The sequence below is a fragment of the Limobrevibacterium gyesilva genome, from assembly GCF_025989185.1.
Classification (GTDB): Bacteria; Pseudomonadota; Alphaproteobacteria; order Acetobacterales; family Acetobacteraceae; genus Limobrevibacterium; species Limobrevibacterium gyesilva.
This window is the reverse complement of record NZ_JAPDNT010000010.1, coordinates 75,311-98,033: the sequence shown is the minus strand read 5'-3', so window position 1 is coordinate 98,033 and position 22,723 is coordinate 75,311. Positions and strand designations below refer to the sequence as shown.

General features: G+C 68.3%; 21 protein-coding genes. 13 read left to right on the top strand and 8 right to left on the bottom strand.

The features are described from left to right. Nucleotides 1-334 precede the first annotated feature (334 nt). Nucleotides 335-3,088, bottom strand: a complete 2,754-nt coding sequence (fdhF, locus tag OL599_RS13930) for a formate dehydrogenase subunit alpha (protein ID WP_264714401.1) — start codon at nucleotides 3,086-3,088, stop codon at nucleotides 335-337. Beyond that, a complete protein-coding gene (locus OL599_RS13925; RefSeq protein WP_264714400.1) occupies nucleotides 3,085-4,797 on the bottom strand; it encodes an NAD(P)H-dependent oxidoreductase subunit E in 1,713 nt (570 codons plus the stop codon). The genes fdhF and OL599_RS13925 overlap by 4 nt, the downstream gene beginning before the upstream one ends. On the opposite strand from OL599_RS13925, the gene OL599_RS26060 reads away from it, so the two are divergent. The 7 genes from OL599_RS26060 to OL599_RS13890 all read left to right on the top strand — a co-directional run bounded on the left by OL599_RS26060 (nucleotide 4,756) and on the right by OL599_RS13890 (nucleotide 11,289). Beyond that, nucleotides 4,756-5,214: a DUF6494 family protein gene (locus tag OL599_RS26060; protein WP_347403207.1), complete on the top strand. Its 459-nt coding sequence runs from the start codon at nucleotides 4,756-4,758 to the stop codon at nucleotides 5,212-5,214. The genes OL599_RS13925 and OL599_RS26060 overlap by 42 nt on opposite strands. 481 nt (nucleotides 5,215-5,695) lie before the next feature. Continuing rightward, on the top strand, nucleotides 5,696-6,490 hold the full coding sequence (locus OL599_RS13915) for a transporter substrate-binding domain-containing protein (RefSeq protein ID WP_264714398.1): 795 nt from the start codon (nucleotides 5,696-5,698) through the stop codon (nucleotides 6,488-6,490). Between the two features lie 6 nt (nucleotides 6,491-6,496). Then, nucleotides 6,497-7,165 carry an amino acid ABC transporter permease gene (locus OL599_RS13910; protein WP_264714397.1) on the top strand — a complete coding sequence of 223 codons (669 nt, stop codon included), beginning with the start codon at nucleotides 6,497-6,499 and terminating at the stop codon, nucleotides 7,163-7,165. Continuing rightward, nucleotides 7,165-7,824: an amino acid ABC transporter permease gene (locus OL599_RS13905; RefSeq protein WP_456306702.1), complete on the top strand. Its 660-nt coding sequence runs from the start codon at nucleotides 7,165-7,167 to the stop codon at nucleotides 7,822-7,824. The genes OL599_RS13910 and OL599_RS13905 overlap by 1 nt, the downstream gene beginning before the upstream one ends. Before the next feature lie 138 nt (nucleotides 7,825-7,962). Further along, entirely contained in the window at nucleotides 7,963-9,009 is a 1,047-nt protein-coding gene (locus OL599_RS13900) for a peptidoglycan-binding protein (RefSeq protein ID WP_264714395.1), read from the top strand. A gap of 37 nt (nucleotides 9,010-9,046) precedes the next feature. Further along, nucleotides 9,047-9,922 carry a c-type heme family protein gene (locus tag OL599_RS13895; protein ID WP_264714394.1) on the top strand — a complete coding sequence of 292 codons (876 nt, stop codon included), beginning with the start codon at nucleotides 9,047-9,049 and terminating at the stop codon, nucleotides 9,920-9,922. Next, entirely contained in the window at nucleotides 9,919-11,289 is a 1,371-nt protein-coding gene (locus OL599_RS13890; protein ID WP_264714393.1) for a serine/threonine-protein kinase, read from the top strand. Before OL599_RS13895 ends, OL599_RS13890 begins: the two co-directional genes overlap by 4 nt. 36 nt (nucleotides 11,290-11,325) lie before the next feature. Here OL599_RS13890 and OL599_RS13885 read toward each other — a convergent pair whose 3' ends face one another. Next, nucleotides 11,326-11,832 carry a 3-isopropylmalate dehydratase small subunit gene (locus OL599_RS13885; protein ID WP_264714392.1) on the bottom strand — a complete coding sequence of 169 codons (507 nt, stop codon included), beginning with the start codon at nucleotides 11,830-11,832 and terminating at the stop codon, nucleotides 11,326-11,328. After that, on the bottom strand, nucleotides 11,829-13,094 hold the full coding sequence (locus tag OL599_RS13880) for a 3-isopropylmalate dehydratase large subunit (protein ID WP_264714420.1): 1,266 nt from the start codon (nucleotides 13,092-13,094) through the stop codon (nucleotides 11,829-11,831). The genes OL599_RS13885 and OL599_RS13880 overlap by 4 nt, the downstream gene beginning before the upstream one ends. Nucleotides 13,095-13,255: 161 nt before the next feature. On the opposite strand from OL599_RS13880, the gene OL599_RS13875 reads away from it, so the two are divergent. Next, on the top strand, nucleotides 13,256-14,155 hold the full coding sequence (locus OL599_RS13875) for a LysR family transcriptional regulator (RefSeq protein ID WP_264714390.1): 900 nt from the start codon (nucleotides 13,256-13,258) through the stop codon (nucleotides 14,153-14,155). Nucleotides 14,156-14,198: 43 nt separating this feature from the next. On the opposite strand, the gene OL599_RS13870 is transcribed toward OL599_RS13875, so the two are convergent. Next, nucleotides 14,199-15,584, bottom strand: coding sequence for an aminotransferase-like domain-containing protein (locus OL599_RS13870; protein ID WP_264714389.1), 1,386 nt, complete (start codon nucleotides 15,582-15,584; stop codon nucleotides 14,199-14,201). 161 nt (nucleotides 15,585-15,745) lie between these two features. On the opposite strand from OL599_RS13870, the gene OL599_RS13865 reads away from it, so the two are divergent. Continuing rightward, entirely contained in the window at nucleotides 15,746-16,114 is a 369-nt protein-coding gene (locus OL599_RS13865) for a DUF983 domain-containing protein (RefSeq protein ID WP_264714388.1), read from the top strand. A gap of 45 nt (nucleotides 16,115-16,159) precedes the next feature. On the opposite strand, the gene OL599_RS13860 is transcribed toward OL599_RS13865, so the two are convergent. Continuing rightward, nucleotides 16,160-16,702, bottom strand: a complete 543-nt coding sequence (locus OL599_RS13860; RefSeq protein ID WP_264714387.1) for an MOSC domain-containing protein — start codon at nucleotides 16,700-16,702, stop codon at nucleotides 16,160-16,162. A 147-nt stretch (nucleotides 16,703-16,849) separates the two neighbouring features. Between OL599_RS13860 and OL599_RS13855 the strand changes: the two genes are divergently transcribed. From OL599_RS13855 to OL599_RS13845, 3 genes are all read left to right on the top strand, one after another. After that, complete coding sequence (locus tag OL599_RS13855) at nucleotides 16,850-17,245, top strand: carboxymuconolactone decarboxylase family protein (protein WP_264714386.1); 396 nt, start codon at nucleotides 16,850-16,852, stop codon at nucleotides 17,243-17,245. Nucleotides 17,246-17,357: 112 nt separating this feature from the next. After that, complete coding sequence (locus tag OL599_RS13850; RefSeq protein WP_264714385.1) at nucleotides 17,358-17,840, top strand: MaoC family dehydratase N-terminal domain-containing protein; 483 nt, start codon at nucleotides 17,358-17,360, stop codon at nucleotides 17,838-17,840. An 11-nt stretch (nucleotides 17,841-17,851) separates the two neighbouring features. After that, nucleotides 17,852-18,274 carry a MaoC/PaaZ C-terminal domain-containing protein gene (locus OL599_RS13845; protein ID WP_264714384.1) on the top strand — a complete coding sequence of 141 codons (423 nt, stop codon included), beginning with the start codon at nucleotides 17,852-17,854 and terminating at the stop codon, nucleotides 18,272-18,274. Nucleotides 18,275-18,385: 111 nt separating this feature from the next. Here OL599_RS13845 and OL599_RS13840 read toward each other — a convergent pair whose 3' ends face one another. Together OL599_RS13840 and OL599_RS13835 are read right to left on the bottom strand one after the other, a co-directional pair. Continuing rightward, complete coding sequence (locus OL599_RS13840; protein ID WP_264714383.1) at nucleotides 18,386-19,468, bottom strand: alginate O-acetyltransferase AlgX-related protein; 1,083 nt, start codon at nucleotides 19,466-19,468, stop codon at nucleotides 18,386-18,388. Between the two features lie 15 nt (nucleotides 19,469-19,483). Next, complete coding sequence (locus OL599_RS13835) at nucleotides 19,484-20,956, bottom strand: MBOAT family O-acyltransferase (protein ID WP_264714382.1); 1,473 nt, start codon at nucleotides 20,954-20,956, stop codon at nucleotides 19,484-19,486. A 230-nt stretch (nucleotides 20,957-21,186) separates the two neighbouring features. On the opposite strand from OL599_RS13835, the gene OL599_RS13830 reads away from it, so the two are divergent. Beyond that, nucleotides 21,187-22,698 carry a carboxypeptidase M32 gene (locus OL599_RS13830; RefSeq protein WP_264714381.1) on the top strand — a complete coding sequence of 504 codons (1,512 nt, stop codon included), beginning with the start codon at nucleotides 21,187-21,189 and terminating at the stop codon, nucleotides 22,696-22,698. Nucleotides 22,699-22,723 lie beyond the last annotated feature (25 nt).

Genomic DNA, 22,723 nt, shown 5'->3' with positions numbered 1-22,723 from the left:
TACCCGTCCTGGTCGTGTCGCCGCCGTCGCTCGCCTGAGCAGTCGCGACGCCAGAGGTGACACAAGTCCCACCCGACGCCCGCCAACTTCAGCGAGTTGCAGTACCGAACTCTACACAGCTACGCCGGTCCCGCCAAGTTGTCTTTCTGTTCGAGCTTTGGGTCCGGGAAAGCGCATCGATGGTGCAATTGGCTCATCGCATGAGCGGATCAAGGGAATTGAGGCTGGGGCCGGCGCCTGTATTTTCCGCGCGAACGCCGGCATCCCGCCGCCCCCGGGCAGCGCACCACCGCGGAGCCGTTCCCGCCCGGTCGCGCGGCCGTGAATCCGTGGGTCACCCGGCCGGGGTGACCCGCACGGCGCAGACCTTGAACTCCGGGATCTTGCCCCATGGGTCGAGAGCCGGATTGGTGAGCAGGTTGGCGGCCGCCTCCGCGTAGCAGAAGGGCATGAACACCATGCCGTCCGGCACGTCGCGGTCCACCCGCACCCGGGTCTCGACGGCGCCCCGGCGGGTGTCAAGGCGAACCGTGGCACCGGGTTCCAACCCCATCCGCGACAGGTCGCGGGGAGACATGAGCGCGATCGCTTCCGGCTCGATCGCGTCCAGAACGCCGGCGCGGCGGGTCATGGCGCCGGTGTGCCAGTGCTCCAGCACCCGTCCGGTCGAAAGCACCATGGGGTAGCGGGCATCCGGCACCTCGTCTGGCGGCAGGACATTGGCGGGCACGATCTTCCCACGGCCGGTCTTCGTCGGGAATCCGGCGGAGAAGAGGATCTCGTTGCCTGGCCTGTCCGGCGCATCCACCGGGTAGGTCACGGCGCCCTCGCGTTCCAGCCGGTCCCAGGTGATGTTGTTGAACGAGGGCATGGCGGCAGCCATCTCGGCGAAGATGTCCGCCGGCCCCGTATAGCGCCAATCGAGCCCGATGCGGCGGGCGATCTCCTGGATGATCCACCAGTCCTGCCGTGCCTCACCGGGCGATGCGATCACGGGGCGCGCGAGTTGCACACGACGATCCGTGTTGGTGAAGGTGCCCGTCTTTTCGGCGAATGCCGAGGCTGGCAGCACCACATCCGCGTAGAAGGCGGTTTCCGTGAGGAACAGATCCTGCACGACGAGGTGTTCAAGACGCGCAAGCGCCTGGCGCGCGTGATGCAGATCAGGATCGGACATCGCGGGATTCTCGCCCTCGATGTACATTCCGCGGATCGTGCCGGCGTGAATCGCCTGCATGATCTCCACGACGGTCAGGCCCGCCTCGGGATCAAGTGGCATGTGCCAGCGCTTTTCGAAAGCCTGGCGCACGGCCACGTCCGTCACGCGCTGGTAGTCGGGGTAGAACATCGGGACCAGCCCGGCATCCGATGCGCCCTGCACGTTGTTCTGCCCGCGCAGAGGATGCAGGCCGGTGCCCGGGCGTCCGATGTGGCCGGTGATCAGCGCCAGTGCGATCAGGCAGCGCGCGTTGTCCGTGCCGTGCACGTGCTGGCTGATGCCCATGCCCCAGAAAATGATTGCGGATCGGGCGCGCGCATAGAGCCGCGCCACCTCCCGCAGCGTTTGCGCCGGGATGCCGCAAACTTCCGCCATCCGCTCCGGCGGGAAATCCTTCACCCGCTGCTTCAGTTGGTCGAAGTCCTCGGTCCAGGCGGCGATGTACTGCTCGTCGGTCAGTCCTTCCTCGATGATCGTGTGCAGCAGCGCGTTGAGCAGCGCCACATCGGTTCCGGGCTTGAATGCCAGGTGGTGCAGCGCGTGGCGCGACAGCGACTGGTGGCGCGGGTCGATCACGACCAGCTTCGCGCCGTTCTGCTTCACTGCGTTCTTGATGAATGTGGCCGCGACGGGGTGATTGACCGTCGGGTTGGCACCCACCACCAGGATCACGTCGGCGTCGAGCGCGGCGGAAACGGGTGCCGTGACCGCGCCGGAATTCAGCCCCTCGACCAGCGCTGCAACGGACGAGGCGTGGCAAAGTCGCGTGCAGTGGTCGACGTTGTTGGAGCCGAAGCCGGTTCGCACCAGCTTCTGGAACAGGTAGGCCTCTTCGTTCGAGCCCTTGGCGCAGCCGAAGCCGGCAAGCCCCGCGGGGCCGTGCGCGTCGCGGATCCGCTTCAGCCCGTCAGCCGCGCGGTCCAGGGCCTCGTCCCACGTCGCCTCGCGGAAATGCGTGAAGGGATTTGCCGGGTCCACCATGTCCGCCGCGTGCTTGGGCACGCCGTCCTTGCGGATCAGCGGCTTCAGCAGCCGGTGCGGGTGATGGATGTAGTCGAAGCCGAAACGCCCCTTGACGCAAAGGCGCTGCTGGTTGGCCGGGCCATCGCGCCCTTCGGCATAGACCACCTGCTCGTCCTTGACATGGTAGCGCACCTGGCAGCCGACCCCACAATAGGGGCACAGACTGTCGACCATCCGGTCCGGCCAGGCGACACGCGTCTGACGGTCGTCCAGATAGGCGGCGGGCATGAGCGCGCCGGTCGGGCAGGCCTGCACGCATTCGCCGCAGCCGACGCATGTGGAGCTGCCCATCGGATCATCGAAGTCGAACACGATCTTGGCGCGCGCGCCGCGCTGCGCCATGCCGATCACGTCGTTCACCTGCACCTCGCGGCAGGCGCGGACGCACAGGTTGCACTGGATGCACGCGTCCAGGTTGACGCGCATCGCGGGGTGGCTCGGATCGGGCGCCCAGCGGTCGGTGTGCGGGAAGCGGCTGTCGGTCACCCCCTGCCGGTCCGCCCAGGCCCAGAACCTTGACGTGGGATCGTGCGATGTCTGCCGCGCAGGCTGATCCGCAACCAGCAGCTCCATTACCATCCTGCGCGCCTTGCGGGCCCGTTCGGTGGCGCTGCGCACCTTCATGCCGGCGACGGGCGCGCGGGTGCAGGAAGGGGCGAGCACGCGTTCGCCGTCGATCTCCACCATGCAGGCGCGGCAATTCCCATCCGGACGGTAGCCGGGCTCCGGCGCGTGGCAGAGATGCGGGATCTCGGTGCCAAGGCGGTGGGCGACCTGCCAGATCGTCTCGCTGGGCTCGGCCTCGACCGGCTGCCCATCGAGCTCGAACAGGATGGCGTTGCTCATGCCGGAGCCCTCTCGGTTGCAAAGACCTCGGGGAAGTATCGGATCACGCAGTCCACCGGATTGGGCGCCGCCTGGCCGAGCCCGCAAATCGAGGCGTCGCGCATGACCTCGGAAAGTTCGCCGAGCAGTGCGCGATCCCATACCGACTGTTCCATCAGCATCCGCGCCTTCTGCGTGCCGACGCGGCATGGCGTGCATTGGCCGCAGCTCTCGTCCTCAAAGAAGCGCATCAGGTTGCGCGCTGCCTCTTTCACATCGTCCTGGTCGGACAGGACCACGACAGCCGCGGATCCGATCAGGCAGCCGTGCTTTTCCAGTGTGCCGAAATCAAGCGGAATGTCTGCCATGGAGGCGGGCAGGATGCCGCCGGACGCGCCCCCGGGCAGATAGGCCGCGAAGCGATGCCCATCCTGCATGCCGCCGCAGAATTCCTCGATCAGCTCCCGGGCGGTGACGCCGGCGGGCGCGATCTTCACGCCTGGCTCGCGGACGCGGCCGGATACCGAATAGCTGCGCAGGCCCTTCGCTCCGTGGCGTCCTTCGCTCGCCCACCAGGCCGGTCCGTTCTCCAGGATGTCACGCACCCAGAACAGCGTCTCGACGTTGTTGATCAAGGTCGGGCGGCCGAACAGTCCTGCCTGGAACGGGTAGGGCGGTTTCTGCCGCGGCAGGCCACGCTTGCCCTCGATGCTTTCCAGCATGGCGGATTCCTCGCCGCAGATATAGGCGCCGCCGCCGCGGCGCAAATGGATGCGTGGGCCGCCCGGCGGCAGCTTCGCGATCTCCTGCCGCAGGATCGCGTGGCCGATGGGGTATTCGTCGCGCAGGTAGATATAGACGTCCGAGGCATCGACGACATGGGCGCCGATCAGCATGCCTTCGAGGGCACGATGCGGATCGCTGTAGAGGAAATGGCGGTCCTTGAAGGTGCCAGGCTCGCCTTCGTCGGCGTTCACCGCCATGAGGCGGGGGCCGGGCTGGCCGAGAACCGATCGCCATTTTCGCCCGGTCGGAAAGCCGGCGCCGCCGAGACCGCGCAGTCCGCCGCTTTCGAGCGCTTGCAGCACCGCCTCCACCGGCAGCGCGCCGGAACGTATCCGCTGAAGCAGGCTGTAGCCGCCGCTCGCGACATAGGCATCGTTATCGATATAGGCCGGGATCTCCGGATGCGTGCGGCCGCCGTGCACCGCTTGCGTGACGTTGTCCACTTCGGCGTGGTGCACGAAGTGGTGGCCAACTTCCACGGCCGGAGCCTGGTCGCAGAGGCCGACGCAGGGCGCGCGGATGACGCGCACATCCGCGCCGAGCCGGTCCTGGAGATCCGCCAGGAGGCTTTCGGATCCGTGCATCGCGCAGACGATGCTGTCGCAGACACGGACGGTCAGCGGCGGCATCGGCGCGTCGCCTTCCTTCACCACATCGAAATGCGCATAGAACGTCGCGACCTCGTAGACCTCGGCGAAGGCGAGGCGCATGAGATCCGCCAGTGCGGCGAGATGGGCGGCGGATATCTGTCCGTACGTGTCCTGAACGAGGTGAAGATGTTCCACCAGAAGGTCGGGCCGGCGCGGCCTGTCGCCCAACAGCGTCTCGATCTCCTCGCGTGCCCGGGGATCGACGAATCGCCCCTTCGGCGTTGGCCTGGCACGGGCAACGCCGGACCCGGGATGGCGGGAACGTTGCAGTTGGGCGACGATATTATTGTTCATGGTTACTCCTGGCGACTCCTCGGCTCCGATCATATCGTGGGATCGCGACGATCAGCCAAGCCCCTGATTCGACCGGAAGGCGGGCCCCGCTATGGCCCCGAGGGGCGCCGGCGGGTAGCATCGGGGCTGACGGCGACCAGGGCGGCGGCTTCTGCGCGCCTTCAGGTCGTTCAGAGCCTCCTGCAGCGCCAATTCAGGGAGAAAGCCGGCATGGACGAAGACAAGTTCAACATGTCAGTCCGCAAATTCCTCAAGGTCGTCGGCGTCACGTCGCAGCGCGAGATGGAGAACGCCGTCCGCGAGGCGGAGAAGGCCGGGCACATCCAGGCCGGCACGAAACTGCGCGCCAGGATGACGCTCCAGATTGATGCGGTGAACCTCAGCCATGTGGTCGAGGACGATATCGAGCTGGGTTAGGGCGCCGGAGGCCGTGAGGCATCGGGGCGGCCGTAGCCTCCGTCCTGCCGGTCGCCACCACGAGCGGGCTCCGCCACCGCGCCACGCCAAACCATTATTTGATGCCACGGCGTTGAGATCGGCTGCCGCGGGCCCGCTATACCTTGCGGCGTGGTCCGGGATCGCACTGCCCTGCGGCCGTGCTGGAGAGGGACGGACTCCCACGCGGCCAAGGAGGCCTCCAGGTGGTCGAACGTTACGCGCCGTCGGCTGCGCGACGGCCCCGGCGCACGGGTCCTGCCGCATCTGATGGCGGCTGGCTGGGGTTCGAGACGGATCGCGGCCTGATCCCGACCGTGGCCACGATGCCTGCCCGACCTTCCCGGCCGCAGTCCCAGCGCGATCACCGTCGCCAGCATCAATGCAGACGATGGCGTCCCGCTCTGGTCCGCCGATCCCCGTCCTTGAAGTCCGGCCCGCAACAATTGGAAAGGAGGCAACGATGAAGGTCCCGATGCCACTCCGCGCCGTCCTCACGGCCGCGATGCTGTTGTGCTGCGCTGCGGCGACCGCCCCGGCCCGGGCCGATGCGCTCGCCGACATCAAGAAGGCTGGCGTGATCGCGGTCGGCGTCTTCGAGGACTTCCCGCCCTTCGCCTCTGTCGGCTCGGACATGAGCCTGCACGGATATGACATCGACGTGGCGAACGCCATCGCGAAGGATCTCGGCGTCAGGCTCAAGCTCGTCGGCGTCACCGGGCAGAACCGCATCCCCTATTTGACCGAGCATCGCGTGGACATCCTGCTCAGCGTCGGCCACAGCCCCGAGCGCGAGAAGGTCATCGACTTCACCGATGCCTACGCCCCGTACTATATCGCCGTGCTCGGGCCGAAATCGCTGCAGGTCAAGGGGCCGGCCGACCTCGCGGGCAAGTCGATCGCGGTGAACCGCGGAACGCTTGAGGACACGTCGCTGACTGCCGCCGCCCCGCCGACGGCGGACGTCAAGCGGTTCGACAACTACAACGGCGTGATCGCGGCCTTCCTGTCGGGCCAGGTGCAGCTCATGGCCGTCGGCAACGACGTCGGCGCCTCGGTACTGGCGCGCCACCCCGCCATAGAGCCCGAGCAGAAATTCGAGCTGTTGAGCTCGCCGGACCACATCGCCCTCAACAAGGGCGAGCCCCAGCTGAAGCAGGTCCTGAACCAGGAGATCGCGCGGATGCTGCGGGACGGATCGTTGAACGACATCTCGCTGAAGTGGCTGCTGAAGCCGCTCGACCCAAAGGACCTCTAAATCCTGGTGGAATACCACCTGGAATTCGGCTGGCTCGCCGACTCCCTTGTGGCGATCGCGAATGGCGTGGTGATCACGGTCGGGCTCACCGTGGCCACCGCGATCCTCGGAATCGGGGTGAGCATCCTGGGTGCCGCGGGCCGGCGCAGCGGCCGCGCCTGGCTGCGCGGCCTCGTGGCGGGATACGTGGAGCTCATCCGCAACACGCCGTTCATCGTGCAGATGTTCTTCATCTTCTTCGGTCTGCCCAGCCTGGGCATCCGGTTCAACGCGCTCGCGGCGGCGGTGCTGGCGATGACCGTCAATCTCGGCGCCTACGGCACCGAGATCATGCGCGCCGGCCTCGACGCCGTGCCGCCCGGGCAGCGCGAGGCGGGGCGTGCGCTGGGCATGCACGGGGCATCGATCTTCCTGCTGATCGTCTTGCCGCAGGCGCTGCGGAACATCTTCCCGGCGCTGGCCAGCCAGATCGTCATCACCATGCTGGAATCCGCCGTCGTGTCGCAGATCGCGGTGCGCGACCTGACCTACGAGGCGGACCTGATCCAGTCGCGGACCTTCCGCGCCTTCGAAACCTATCTGCTGATCACTTTCATCTACCTCGCCCTGTCGGTCGCGCTGCGCCGCACCCTCAGGACCATCGGGCGCGGCCTGCTTGGCAAGGGGGTGGGTTGATGGCGTTCACCCTGTGGGACATCCTGCGCAACCTCCTGCTGGCGGCGCGCTGGACCGTGCTGCTGTCCATAGTCGGCTTCGTCTGCGGCGGAAGCCTTGGCGTTCTGCTGCTGATGCTGCGCGTCGGGCCGAACCGGGTGTTGCGAACGGCGGTGGCGCTGCATGTCGAGGTCTTCCAGGGCACACCGCTGCTGATGCAGTTGTTCCTGGTGTTCTTCGGCCTGCCGCTGGTCGGTGTGGACGTGGAACCCTGGCTCGTCGCCGGCCTGGCGCTGACGCTTTCCGCCAGCGCCTACCTCACGGAGATCTGGCGCGGTTGCGTGGAGGCGATCCCGCTCGGCCAATGGGACGCCGCCGCCAGCCTTGGGCTGCATCGGCTCCAGCAGCTTCGGCTGGTCATCCTCCCGCAGGCGCTGCGCATCGCGGTCGCGCCCACCGTGGGGTTTTTCGTGCAGCTCGTCAAAAGCACGGCCCTGACATCGATCATCGGCTTCGACGAACTCCTGAAAACCGCCAATGTCATCAACAACGCCACGTTCGAGCCTTTCACCGTCTACGGCGTCGTCGCGCTCATCTATTTCGCACTATGCTTCCCGCTGTCGTCGTGCGCGCGGCTGCTTGAGCGGCGGCTTCAGGGCTCCGGTGGGCTCGCGACCTAGAGCATGATCGATGCAGACAAAAGCACCGATCATGCTCTAGGTTATTGTTTTGGCGAGAAATTCTATCCCCAGGTCATTCCGTCTCCAGCGATACTGCTCTAGAATGATCCGGCAACAGCGGCCGAGGAGCAACCTTTCATGACGCCGAACAGGATGTGTGGCCCGGCTGCCTTCGCGCTCGCCTGCATTGCGCTCCTGTCCGCGGGGTCTGGTGCCGCAACGGCCCAGCCGGCCGGCACGGCCCTGGTGATCGGCAATGGCACCTACGCGTCGCTGCCGGCCGTGCCGGCCTGCCCGGTGTCTGCACACGCTGTCGCGGCGGCGCTCGGTACTCTCGGCTTCGATGTCATCGAGCGGACCGACGCGTCGAGTGGCGGCGTCGACGCGGCCATTGCCGCTCTTGCCAAGCGGCTCGCGGACAAGCCCGGTGGTCCTGTTGTCATGTATTTTTGCGGCCACGCCATGGGGTTCAACGGCCGGCCTTTCGTGCTGCCGGCCTCGGCCACGATCACGCGGCCTTCCGACGCCCTGACGCAGGGTGTGCTGGCAAAGGCGCTGTTCGACGTGTTGGTGCGCGGCAATACACGGGTCGGTATCGTGGCGATCGACATCGTGCCCGTCGGCGACGCCTCGGTTCCCATCGGCACCGAGACGCTGGCCGAGGTGCCGGCGCCGGATGGCGTGGGCGCGATCGCGGTGACAGGGACGCCGAACGGCGCGGATGTCACGCCACTCGCGACTGCCCTCACTGCGGCACTCGCCGGGCCGACCGTGCAGTCCGGCCCGCTGCTTGCGGCCGTGCAACAGCAGCTTACGGGTGTGGGCGGGACCGCGGTCGGCCTGTTCCGGCCGCCGGTCGCCACCGGTTATCTCGCCGGTGCCCCGCCACCGCCACTCCCGCCCGCGCAGCCCGGCAGCCCCGCGGTTGTGCCCCCGGCGGCGCTGCCAGCCGTTGCGCCGGCGATCTTGGCGGCAACGATACCCGACGAGGCCGGCATGACCGAGGCGAATCGGCAACGAGTGCAGGACGCGCTGGTCCGCCTCGGCTACTATGCCGGCCGCGTGGACGGAGTCTTCGGCCCGGAGACCCGTGCGGCGATACGGCGCTTCCAGCATGAGATCGGCGCCGAGATGACCGGGCGCCTGACGGCCGAGGAGGCCAACCGCCTGGTTGCGAAGCGCTGACACGTCCGGCGCAAGACAGTGGCAAGGGAGCGCGCGGATGGGGCTGAAGGCGAAGTTCAACCTGGTGATGCTGGTGGCCCTGCTGATCGGCCTGTCGATCGCCGCCGCCCTCTCTTACCGGGCCTTGCACGAGAATGCGCAGCGCGAGGTGCTGCAGGAGGCGGCGATCATCACCGCCGCTGCGAGCGCGATCCGCGACTACACGTCCAAGGAGATCGAGCCTCTGCTGACCGAGCAGAGCAAGACCCGGTTCCTGCCGCACACCGTGCCGTCCTGGGCGGCGCAGACCAATCTACGGACGCTGCAGCGGCAGTTTCGCGATTACACTTACAAGGAGGCGGCGCTCAACCCGACCAATCCGGCCGATCGGGCCACCGACTGGGAGACCGACATCATCTCCGCCTTCAAGCGCGATCCCTCGCTGAAGCAGTTCGTCAGCATGCGCGACAGCCCGGTCGGCCCGATCCTGTCCACGTCCACGCCGATCCGCATTACCGACCCGGCCTGCCTGACATGCCACTCGACGCCCGCCGCGGCACCGCCCAGCATGATCGACCTCTATGGCAGTGCGAACGGCTTCGGTTGGCAACTCAACGACGTGATCGGGGCGCAGATCGTCTCCGTGCCGACGCACGTGGCGTTCGATCGCGCCAACGAGGCGTTTCGCATCTCCCTGCTGGGACTCGCGATCGCATTCCTGGTGACGATCCTGCTGCTGAACCTGCTGCTGCATTTCGTGATCGTGAAGCCGGTGCGCCGCATCTCCACCATTGCGCGCGAGGTCAGCCTGGGCAACATGAGCGGAGCGGAAGTCCAGGTGAAGGGACGTGACGAGATTGCCTCGCTCGCGGAATCCTTCAACCGGATGCGGCGCAGCCTGGCGAACGCGATGAAACTGCTGGAAGGCCAGTGATCCCGAACGCTCCCGCGCTCCCAGAGCAGATCGGCCGCTACCGCGTGGAGCGGCTCGTCGGCCGCGGTGCGATGGGCGTGATCTATCGTGCGCATGATCCGGTGATCGACCGGCCGGTGGCCATCAAGCTGGTGCGCACCGACCTGCTGGAGGGCATGGACCGCGCCGACATCCTCGCGCGGTTCCAGCGCGAGGCGCAGGCGGCCGGACGCTGCGTGCACCCGAACATCGTGGCCGTCCACGACTTCGCCACGCATGAGGGCAACCCGTTCTTCGTAATGGAGTTCGTCGAAGGCGTGAGCCTGGATCGGGTGATCGCGGATGGCCCCAGCTTCAGCCCGAGCGCGGCGGTGGACGTGCTGCTGCAGGTGTTCGCGGCACTCGGCTGCGCGCACGGCCTGGGCATCGTGCACCGCGACATCAAGCCCGCCAACGTCCTGCTGCTGCCGGATGGGCGCGTGAAAGTGGCCGATTTCGGCATCTCGCGCCTCAGCGGCTCGGAACTGACCCAAAGCGGCGCGATGGTCGGCACGCCGAGCTACATGTCACCCGAGCAGTGCCGCGGCGACACGATCGACCTGCGCAGCGACCTGTTCTCGGCAGGCGTGGTGCTCTATGAGTTGCTCGCCGGCGAGCGGCCGTTCCCGGGCCGCAACTTCGCCGAGATCACGTACCGGCTGCTCAACCAGGTGCCCGCCGACCTCACAGTCCGGCGCCCGGACGCACCGCCTGGATTGAGTTCGGTTCTGCAGAGGGCCCTGGCGAAGGATCCCCGGGAGCGCTTCGCATCGGCCGCGGAGATGGCCGAGACGCTGCGCGCGGCGTTGCGCTGGCCGGCAGCCTCGCCCGCCGATAGCGACCGCACCGAGCTCCTGCGCCCACGGCCGCCTGCCGCGACGGGCCGCGCCACCACCACCGGCTTCGGCGAGTCGGCCTTGAGCGACATCGAGCGCAAGCTGGCCCGCCATGTCGGCCCGATCGCGCACTATCTCGTGCAGAGCGCGCTTCGGCGTGCCGGGTCGATCGAGGACCTCTGCGGCTCACTGGTGCAGAGCATCGAGCCGGCGGATGCGCGGGCGCAATTCATGCGGGAGGTGCTGGGCGGCGCCACCATGGAGGGCGGGCGCACGCAGGTGGATCGCACGGCCAGCCCGGAGCCGGCGCGCACGCAGATCCCGGCCGAGGAGATCGAGCGTGCCGAGCGCGCGCTGCGGCACTTTGTCGGGCCGATGGCGCGGATCCTGGTCAGGCGCGCGGCCGAGAAGAGCGGATCGGCAGCGGAACTATGGCGCCAGCTCGCCACGCATATCGACTCCGCCGCCGACCGGGATGTCTTCCTGAGGTCTGATCCCGATCGCCCGAAATAACGATTGTTGCGCAGTCTCGATGCGTGATTGATGCCGTCAGGGCCGCCTTCCGCCGGCCGCGCCCAGCCGCTGCCGCACATAGGGAAGCAATCCGCCGGTCGCGACCACGCCACGCAGGAAATCGGGCAGCTTCTGTGCGGTGAACCGCGCGCCGGCGGTCTCGATCACGCCATTGGCCACATCGACGGTGATGGGCGCGCCGTCCTGCGCGGCGTCCACCGCCTCCGGGCACGTCAGCAGCGGCATGCCCTGGTTGATGGCGTTGCGGAAGAAGATCCGGGCGAAGCCGCGCGCGATAACGCAGGAAATCCCGGCGCCGCGCAGCGCCAGCACCGCATGTTCGCGCGAGGAGCCGCAGCCGAAATTGCGGCCGGCCACCATCACGTCGCCCTTGTTGATCCGCTCGGCGAAGTTCGGATCGAGCGCCTGCATGCAGGTCCGCCCGAGCACCGCCGGGTCGCGGGAGGTGAGGTGGCGCGCGGGGATGATCACGTCGGTGTCGATGTCATCGCCGAACTTGCGGATGGTTGCCTGGATGATCATGCGCCCGTTACCTCCGCGGGATGGATGAGTTCGCCGGCCACCGCGCTGGCCGCGGCGACATAGGCGTTGGCGAGATAGACCTGCGAGGAGTGCGCGCCCATGCGGCCGCGGTAGTTGCGATTGGTGGTGGCGACGGCGACCTGGTCCTCAGCCAGCACGCCCATGTGCAGGCCGGCGCAGGCGCCGCAGGTGGAGGGGCCGATGATCGCGCCGGCGGCGGCGAGGATCTCCAGCACGCCTTCGCGCATGGCGTCGCGATAGATCTGCCGGGTCGCCGGGACCACGATGCAGCGCACGCCCTTGGCAACCCTGCGTCCCGCCAGGATCTCCGCCGCCTGGCGCAGGTCGGTGAGCGTGCCGTTGGCGCAATTGCCGATATAGACCTGGTTCAGCCGGACGCCGGCCGTGGCCGCCACCGGCGCGACATTGTCCGGCGCGTAGGGTCGGGCGCAGAGCGGCTCGACGGCACCGGCATCGAAATCGAGCGATGTCTGGAACGTGGCGTCGGGGTCCGACCACACGGCCTGCGCCATGCCGCCGTCCCCGTGCTTCTCCCGCGCCCAATGGCGGGTCTTGTCGTCTGGTGGCACGAATGCGGTCTTGGCGCCGGCCTCGACCGCCATGTTGCAGAGCGCCATGCGCTCGTCGAGATTCAACCCCTCGATCGTGTCGCCCTGGAACTCCAGGCACTTATACGTGGCGCCGTCCGCGGTGATGGCGCCCAGCACCTGCAGGATGAGGTCCTTTCCGGTCACGTAGCGGCGGCGCGCGCCGGTCATGGTGACGCGGATGGTCTCGGGCACCTTGAACCAGAGCTCGCCCAGCGCCATCGCAGCGGCGATGTCGGACGAGCCCATGCCGGTGCCGACGGCGCCGAAGGCCCCGGCCGTGCAGGTGTGCGAGTCGGTGCCGATGACCAGGTCGCCCGGGCGCAGCAACCCTTGCTCGGGCAGCAGCGTGTGCTCGATGCCTTCGCCGGTGGTGAACAGATGCCGGATGCCTTTCTCGGCGGCGAACCGCTCCATCAGCGACAGCAGGCCCGCCGCCGTCGGGTCGGGAGGCGGCGAGTAGTGGTCGCCCACCAGGACCACCCGGTCCGGCTCGACCACGCGGTCTGCGCCCATGGCCGCGAGCAGGTCGATGGCAAGGGCGCCAGTGATGTCGTGCAGAAGAATGCGATCGATCCGCGCCGTCACGATCTCGCCGGCGGCGGTGCCGGCCTTGCCGGCATGGGCCGCGAAGATCTTCTCGACCGCTGTCATGCTCACTGGTGCTTCCCCCTGGACCGGGCGCCTGAATAGGCCAGGAGAGAAGGGCGAATCCATCCACCGTTCGCCATGTCTGCGTTCGCGGATAGCGAACGCAGAACCATCCGGTTAGGCTCCACACCAGACTGTCCATTGGATGAGAGGAGCCCGGCGCGATGCACCCGCCCCTCGACCTGACGACCTTGCGGCTTTTCGTCGCGATCGCCCGGCTGAAGAACCTGACGCGCGCGGCCGCGCACGAGCACATCGCCGTCTCGGCCGTGAGCAAGCGCATCGCCGAACTGGAGGCGTCGCTTGGCGTCCCTCTGCTCTACCGCCTGCCGCGCGGCGTCGAGCCGACGCCGGCGGGCCAGGCCCTGCTGCACCACGCCGCCGCGATCCTGGGAAACGTGGAGCGGCTGGCGGACGAGCTAGGCGACTATGCGCGCGGCGCGAAAGGGCATGTCCGCATGATGGCGAACAAGTCCTCGATCATCGAGTTCCTGCCCGAGGACCTGCACGCCTTCGTGCAGCGCTACCCGGACATCAAGATCGCCCTGGAGGAAGACAACAGCCCCGCCATTCTGAAGGCGGTGGCTGAGGGGCGCAGCGACATCGGCGTGTTCACCACGGGCGTGCCGGTGCCGCCAAGGCTGGACGTGTTCGATTACCGGTCCGACCGTTTGGTCATGATCGCGCCGCAAGGGCATGCCCTCGCCGGCAGGCCCGCGGTGCGGCTCGCGGACATGCTGGACGACGATTTTGTCGGCCTGCAGGCCGGCAGTGCCTGGGATGCGGTGCTGAGCGCGGCGGCGGCCAGGCTTGGCCGGACCGTGAAGCTGCGCTTCCGCCTGTCCAGCTTCGACGCCGTGTGCCGGATGGTGGGCGCGGGGCTCGGCATCAGCGTGGCGCCCAGCACGGTGCTTGGGGCCTTCACCCGAGCTGTCGGCGTGTGCGGCGTGAAGCTGGACGAGGACTGGGTCGAGCGGCGGCTCATGATCTGTGTACGCGAGGCGGCCGCCCTGCCGGTTCCGGCGCGGCTGATGCTCGCGCATCTGCGCCAGGGCAGCGGATGACGTACGCGAAGGCGGCCGCGCCGTCGCCGGCGCTCCGGGGGGCTCACACGACGTCGGTGAAACGTATCGGTACGTCTGCGATCATCGCGTCGGCGACGGATTGCAGCGCAGTGCGCAGGGCCGCCCGGCTCTCCGCCGCACCAAGGCAGATGCGCACGCTGTTCGGCGCCTCGGGGCCCACCACGAACGCATCGCTGGGCACCAGCGCGAGGCCCTGCATGCGGGCATGGGCGCTGAAGTCGATGCGATTCCAATGCGGCGGCAGGGTCAGCCAGGCGTGCAGCCCCTCGGGATGGGCGTTCAGGCTGGACGCGGGCAGCATTTCCCGCGCGATCTGTTGTCGGGCGGTCATTTCCTGCCGGATCGCGCCGCGGAAGGCCTCGGCGCTGCCGTCGCGGATCCAGGCCGTGACCAGGCTCGTCATCACCGGCGCCGCCATAAGCGACGTGGCCCGCACCGCGGCCGCCAGGCATCGCGCCTGTGCGGGCCCCGACGCCGCGACGAACGCGGTGCGCAGCCCGGGTGAAAGGCATTTCGAGAGCGTGCCGATATAATAAGTGACGTCGGGGGCCATGGTGGCGATGGCGGGGGAGGGGACCGTCGGCAGCAGGCCGTATGCGTCGTCCTCGATGATGATGATCCCGTGCCGGAGCGCCACCTCCGCCAGGGCCTGCCGCCGCTGCGGCGGCATCGTCGCCGTGGTGGGGTTCTGGATGGTCGGGATGCAATAGAGCGCTTTCGGCTGCGCCTCCCGACAGGCGCGCGCCACGGCATCCGGCAACAAGCCCTCTGCGTCCACGGCAACGCCGAGCAGGCGGATGCCGAGATGCGCGGCCATCGCCCGTAGACCGGGATAGGTCAGCGGCTCCGTGAGAATCGTGTCGCCCGGCCGGGCCAGCAGGGTCAGCAGGGCGGTCAACGCGCTCTGGGCGCCGGCGCAGACCAGGATGCGGCCGGGGTCCGTCTCGCCCATCACCGGCCGCAGCCAGGCTGCCGCGGCTTCGCGGTCCTGGCTGGTGCCGGCGCCCGACTGGTAGGCCATCAACGTGGCCATGTCCGCATGCCGCAACAGGCCGGCAATGCCGTCCTGCAGCAGGGCACGCAAGGACGGTTCCGGCGGCTGCGGCGGCAAGTTCATGCTCAGGTCGACGACCGCACGCTCCGCCCCGGCCGTGGGTGGCGGGGGATCGGCCCGCACATAGGTTCCCCGCCCGACGGTCGCATCCAGCAATCCCCGTCGCCGCGCCTCCGCATAGGCGCGGGTGACGGTGGTGAGATCGACGCGCAGGCCCTCGGCCAGGCGCCGTTGCGGGGGAAGGCGGTCGCCCGGTTTCAAGGCGCCGCGCGCGATGTCCTGCCCGATGGCATCGGCGATCGCGAGGTAAAGGGGCCCCTGAGTCGGGTCGATCTCGGGCTGCCAAAATTGCATGACATCATGCCTGGATATTGACTGCGAAGGTGCCATACAAATAGCATGCATGTCAGATTTTGTATGGATAATGTTTCCATACAATATCGGCGGCAATATCACAATGCCTTTCGGCGGTCCGGGCACGGCAGAGACAGGCAGGCAGAGGCGGAGAAGGAACGATGCAGACCAATTCGATCTGGACCGGCATCCGGCGAGGGCTGGCCCGTCGCTGCCCGGCCTGCGGCCAAGGCCGCCTCTTCAGCGGATTCCTGAAGGTGCGCCAGCCCTGCGAGGCGTGTGGCACGGACAATACCGTCTATCCCTCGGATGACATGCCGCCGTATCTGACGATCGTCGTGGTGGGGCACGTGATCGTGCCGTTGTTCATGTGGGTGGATCATGCCTACGAGCCGGCGATGTGGCTGCAGTTCGCGGTCTGGCTGCCGCTGACCGCGTTGATGAGCCTGCTGCTGTTGCCGCCCCTGAAAGGCGGCGTCGTCGGGCTGTGCTGGGCAACGGGGATGACCCGCCAGGATCCGGCGCGCTGACGGCACCCGCAGCACGCCATCAAGCTGCCGGCCTGACGATCGGCATCAGACCCGTTCGAGCGGGGTGTGTGGTTCCGGCGGCAGCGTGATGCGGATCGGATCGCCGGGTCGCACGTCGCCGCCGGCCAGCACGACACCCATCACGCCGGCCTTGAGAATGAGCCTGCCGTCGGCGTCGCGGCCCAGCACTGCCGCCATCAGGCCTGGCCGGAAGTGGTCGAGCTGGGCGCACGGGTTGCGCAGGCCGGTAATCTCCACCACGGCCGTGTCGCCGAGATGCAGCCTTGCGCCGGTGGGCAGGCCGAGCAGGTCGAGGCCGCGCGTCGTGATGTTCTCGCCCATCTGCCCGGCCGCAACGTCGAAACCGGCAGCCTGCAACGCGTCATGCAACTCGGCATGGATCAGGTGGACCTGGCGCAGATTGGGCTGGCTGGGGTCACGAGCCACCCGCGAGCGGTGCTTCACGGTAACGCCGAGATGCGCGTCGCCTTCCACACCCAGCCCGGCCAGGAGCCGGATGCTGTCCTGCGTCGGCTTGCTGAACATATGCGCCGCGTCGCGGCTCACCGCCGTCACCGTCCCGTCCATCGGCTCGCGCTCCCATTCCCGGCAGTGGCCGGTGCGGTTCTCTTTGTTGTCCAGACCGCGGCGCGCATCAAGAACCGGCCCGGGGCCGCGTTTCCGTCGTGTCCCATCCATGCAACAGTCGCGGGGAGATCTGTGGGGGAGGACGGCGTGAGCTACGGCAAGCTGATCGAGTATGCGGAGGCGGCGCCGGAGGCGCGGGCGGTGATGGATGACATCAAGGCGGCGCGCGGCGTGCCCGACGTCAACAATGCCTGGAAGGCCATGGCACGCCACCCGGCGGTCATGCGGCGGTTCTGGGAGCGGGCGAAGGCGGTGATGCAGCCGGGCGCGCTCGATGCGCCGACCAAAGAGCTCATCTACCTCGCGGTCAGCATCGCCAATGGGTGCCACTATTGCAGCGCCTCGCACACCGCCCTGGCCAAGAAGAAGGGTGCGACCGAGGAACAGCTTGCCGAGATGGTCGAGATCGTCGGTCTGGCGCTGGAGGGCAACAGCTACGCCAGCTTCTACGGCCAGGACATCGACGAGGCGCTGAAGGGCTAGCCGCACCGGCCGGACGCGCGGGAGGGCGGGTCGCCTTCGCGAGCGGATCGGCTATCCTGGCGAGACCATCGGGCCTGGCCCGCGACGCCGTGCCGAGAATTGGAGGATGCTGTTGACGAAGCTCACGTTTCCCGTCGAGGCGACGCATATCATGATGTTCGCGCGCGCCATCGGGGATGCCAATCCCGTCTACCACGACGCCGCGGCGGCGGCGCAATCCGAAGTCGGGGGCGTCATCGCCCCCCCGACCTTCCCGCAGGCCGTCGCCCAGTTCGATCCCGACTACCACCTGCGCCCGAAGCCCGGCCAACCCTGGTTCGGCTCCGGCCGTACGCCCAGCGGAATCGAAGGCCAGCCCGCAACCAGCGGGGCCCTGCATGCCGAACAGCATTTCGAGTACCACCGCCCCTTGCGCCCCGGCGACGTGCTGACGGTCGAGATCAGGCCGGGGAAGACCTGGGAGAAGGAAAGCAGGCGCGCGGGCAAGCTGACGTTCCGTGAACGCATCGTCGAATACCGCGACAAGACCGGCGAACTGGTGGTCACCGCGCGCAGCGTGGCCGTGACCCCCGAACGTCCCGTCAGCGAAGGGTGAGGGCGGCAGGCATGGCTCTCAAGGCATCCACCCTCAAGGTTGGCGACACCCATGTGGAGCGCGTGGTCGACAACCTCTCGCGCACGCAGATCGTGCAATATGCCGGCGCTTCCGGCGACTACAACCCGCTGCACACCGACGAGGTCTATACGACCCAGGTCGCCGGCTACAGAAGCGTGTTCGCCCACGGCATGCTGACAATGGGTCTCACCGGCAAGGTACTGACCAACTATGTCGGCGCCGGGCGGCTGAACAGGTTCGGTGTCCGCTTCACCAACCAGGTGTGGCCGGGCGACACGCTTGATGCCACGGCCACGGTTGCGGCCATCCGCGAGGAGGACGGCAAGCTGTTCGCCGACCTGACCGTCTCGACCGTGAACCAGGACGGCAAGGAAGTCATGAGCGGCACGGCCACCGCCCGCATCGATCCCTGAGCGCCGGGCGCGTTTTCCGGTCAGGCCCGCCGGTCATCGAAGCCGTCCCCGTCCTGCCGCGACGATGCGAAGTCTGGCGCGGATCGCCGCCGGGGTCACGCCAGTATCGCGTCAGTCGGTGGGCGGTAGGGCGGCGTAGGTCCGGCGCAGGTCGTCGATTACCACCTGCGCCGCGATGCGCGATCCCGCGCTGCCCCAATGCGTGTCGTTGGGCAGGTAGATGTCCCGCCCGCCACGGGCAATGGCCGCGCGCAGCGCCAGATCGAGCCTCGGCATGCGCGGTCCGGTGAGCTCTCGCCGGAGTTGCGACATTGTATCGACTTGCGCGTAAGGCGTCCGCAGGTACTCCGCGTAGGCCGACGATTTGTCAGGTGCCATCAGGAACAGGAACCCGATCCGGCCATCGGCCTCGATATGGCGCTGCGCGGCGGCGAGACGGCAGCGGATCGCATCCCAGTCATCCCCGGTCCAGCGTCGCTTGTCGAAATCCTCACGGTAGACCAGCAGGGAGTCCGCACGCCGGCTGGTGAACAGGTCGTCGCGTGACAGGTCCAGCCGCACGACCGGCGTGCTATCCACGCCAAGCACCGCGCGGATGAGCGTCTTCTTGAGGTGATCCGCCGCCTGGTCTGCTGAGACCGGGTGCAGCAGGGTCCGGCCGTTGCGCCGCACCGGGGCCGGAAGGGCCGGCAAAGGCGCCAGGTCGGGCGCCGCAACGAGGTCAGCCGCCCCGCTGGCGCAGATCCCCGCACCCCCACCGAGGCGGGCGCGCAATGTGCGCTCGGCAAGTTCGAGGATCACCAGCAGCGGCGGCTCGGCGGTGGCGGCCACGCTATCCAGCCGCTGCTCGAGCGGCATCGCAGCGACATCGAACACGCCGACCGACAGGCCGGTCTCGGCGGCAAGGAAGTCGGTCCAGAATCCGCCCTCGCGGGTTTGCCGGTCGCGGCTGGTGCGCGAAGAAAACGAGTCGCCGATGACCACGATGTCGTAATGTGTCCCCTGCCTGCCGTGCTGCGCGAGCGGGGGTGCGAAGACGTCCTCCACACCGTTCCAGCCGAAGCTGTTCTCGGCATAGCCGCCAAGCCGCGTCAGGTCGCCGGTCAGCGGCTCGAGCCACAACGCGGTGCCGAGCACGACGCAGGCTGCCAGCGCACACAGCCCGACCAGGATGCGGTTATGGAGGCGGTACATCACGACGCGCCATGCCTAGAACTGGAAATAGAGAAACTGGCTGACCCGCGTCATCTGCAGCAGCGAGACGACGAACATGCCGAAGCAGGCGGTCGCCCAGGCCACGCCGGGCCGCCATTGCAGACGCCGGTCCGGCCGCGTGGCGGGCACGGGGCCAAGCACGAGGTCGTTGCGGCCCATGATCTGACGGATGTTCGGCGCCAGCAGCGCGATCGCCGACAGCGCCGTCAGCAGCAGTATTTCGCGTGCGTCCATTGCCACCGGCGGCGCGATCCCTTGCAACCCCGCCATCGCGCGCAGCACGGTGAAGGCCGTCTGCAGGTCGGGCGCGCGGAAGAACACCCAGGCCATCATCACCGCGAGGAACGTAACGGCCCAGCCGGCAATCCTGCCGGCAATCGAATCGCCAGGCGCGATGCCCACCTTGCTGCAGGCATGCCGCCATGCGTGGTTCAGCATGAGGTAAAACCCGTGCAGCGCGCCCCAGATCAGGAAGGTCCAGCCGGCGCCGTGCCACAGGCCGCCCAGCACCATCGTCGCCATCAGGTTGGCGTGGCGCCGCAGCCTGCCGCGCCGGTTGCCGCCGAGCGGGATGTAGAGATAGTCGCGCAGGAAGCGCGACAGCGTGATGTGCCAGCGGCGCCAGAAATCAATGACGGAGCACGCCTGGTAGGGCGATTCGAAATTCGCGGGCAGGCGGATGTTGAACAGCCGCGACAATCCCACGGCCATGTCGGAATAGGCGGAAAAGTCGAAATAGATCTGCAACGTGTAGGCGAGCGTGCCGCCCCAGGCCTCGACGCAGCCCAGCGACGGCGCGTGCCCGGGCGCGAAGGCGGCATTGGCGTAGACGGCAACCTCGTCGGCCAGCACCACCTTCTTGAACAGTCCCAACAGGAACACCGTGAGCCCGACGGCGATGGCCTCCTCGCGCGGGGCATAGGCCTCCTTGCGGCGGAACTGCGGAATCATCTCGGCGTGGTGCAGCACCGGACCTGCGATCAGATGCGGGAAATAGGTCACGAACAGCAGGTAGTGCACGAAGCTCGGCTCGCTGACCCGGCCGCGCGCTGCGTCCACCAGGAACGCGATCTGGGTGAAGGTGAAGAACGAGATGCCGATCGGCAGCGCCACCTGGGCCACCGGCAGGTCGAGCCGCAGCAGCTCCGCCGCCGCGACCGCGAAGAAGCCCATGTATTTGTAGTAGCCGAGCGCCAGCAGGTTGGCGCCGACCGCCAGCAGGAGCGGCCACCGCACCTCGCTGCCGGCTGCCGCGCGCGCGGCCAGGATCCGGCCGGCGGCGTAGTTGAGCAGGATCGAGGCCAGCAGCACGAAGCTGAAATGCCAGTCCCACCACGCATAGAACACGACGGACGCCAGAGCGAGCCAGGTTGCGGCCGCAAGCGCCGAACGCCGGCCGAGCAGGAAGAAGCCCAGGAGGGTGACGGGAAGGAAGCCGAAGATGAAGGCGTACGAATTGAACAGCATGCTGGCGCGATCGTCCGAAGGCTCCGACGGTTCGGGTTCGCGCCGGCCTGCGCCGCCCAACTCGGGTACGACCGTAGGCGACGGTCGCTCACGAAATCGTGAAAATCGCGTTTCCGCATGGGGCGGAGACCGTTAATTCGTGCGTGCCCGGGAATGAACCGGTCACGTGCGGGTCTTTGTGGCCGCACACCCCTGCGCTAGAAGCCCAGTCCTGCCGCCAGGAGCACGCCATGAGCCTCGCCGACCTCAACGCCAGGATCGCTGCCGTCAACGACGTGCTGTGTGCCAGCTCGGTGCTGGTCTGGGACTCCCGCACCATGATGCCCGCTGGCGGTGCAGCCAGCCGCAGCCACCAGATCGCGACCCTGACCGGCCTGGCGCGCGACCTGCTGATCGCCGACGACACGCGCCGGGCGCTCGACGGTGCCGAGCGGGCGGTGGCCGGGCTGCCGGAGGACCATCCGGATCGCCGGTCGGTGGCGGCGGTGCGCGAGGCGGTGGCATTCCACAGCCGCATCCCTGCGGCGCTCGTGGCGCGCCGCGCGGCGGTGCGGGGGCTGGCCAATGCCGCCTGGGTACAGGCGCGCGCCACCAACGATTTCGCCCTGTTCACGCCCCATCTGGAGGCCACTCTCGCGCTGGCGCGGGAATTCGCCGACGCCGCCGGCTGGCAGGACCATCCGTACGACGCGCTGCTGCAGCTCTACGAGCCGGGCGAGTCGATCACGAGCCTGCGCCGCCTGTTCGCCCGGCTGCGGGACGGGCTCGCGCCCATCCTGCAGGCTGCGCGCGCCCGCACCCCCCGCACCGACTTCCTCCATCGCGGCTTCGCCGAGGAGGGCCAGCGCGCGGTCGCGCGCAGCTTCGCGCAGCGCCTCGGCTACGATTTCGCGCGTGGCCGGCTCGACACCACCGTGCATCCGTTCGAGGTGTCGTTCACCCGCGAGGATGTGCGCATCACCACGCGCTATCGCCCCGACGCGCTGGCGCCGGCGCTGTTCGGCGCGATGCACGAGACCGGCCACGCGCTGTATGAGCAGAACATCGATCCCGCCTACACCCGCACGGCGCTGGCGACGGACCTGATGGGCCTCTACGCCGTCGGCGGCACCAGCTTCGGTGTGCATGAGTCCCAGTCCCGCCTGTGGGAGAATCATGTCGGGCGCAGCCGAAGCTTCTGGCGCCTGCATTTCGCCGAGGTGCGGAACGTCTTCCCGGACGCGCTGGGCGACGTCGACGCGAGCACGTTCCACGCCGCGGTGAACGCCGCGTCGCCCGGCCTGATCCGCACCGAGGCGGACGAGCTGACCTACGACTTCCATATCATGCTGCGCGTGGAACTGGAGGCGTCGCTGATCGCCGGAGACATCGCGGTGGCCGACATCCCGGGGGCCTGGGCGGCGGCGATGCGCGAGCAGCTGGGGCTGGAGGTGCCGGACGACCGCAGCGGCTGCCTGCAGGACATCCACTGGTCATCGGGGATGATCGGGTCGTTCTGCAGCTACACCATCGGCAACGTCATGGCGGCGCAACTGTTCGCGGCGGCGCGCGGGCAGGTGGCCGGACTGGACGACGCGCTCGCGCGGGGCGACTATGCCCCGCTGCGCGACTGGCTGCGTGCGCAGGTATGGCAGCACGGGCGCCGCTTCGGCCGCGACGAGATCCTCCGGCGCGCCACCGGCAGCGGCCTGTCGCCGGAGCCGTATCTGGGCTACCTGTCGGCGAAATTCGCCTCTGGCTGAGAATGTCGGGCGGCCGCAATCGCCA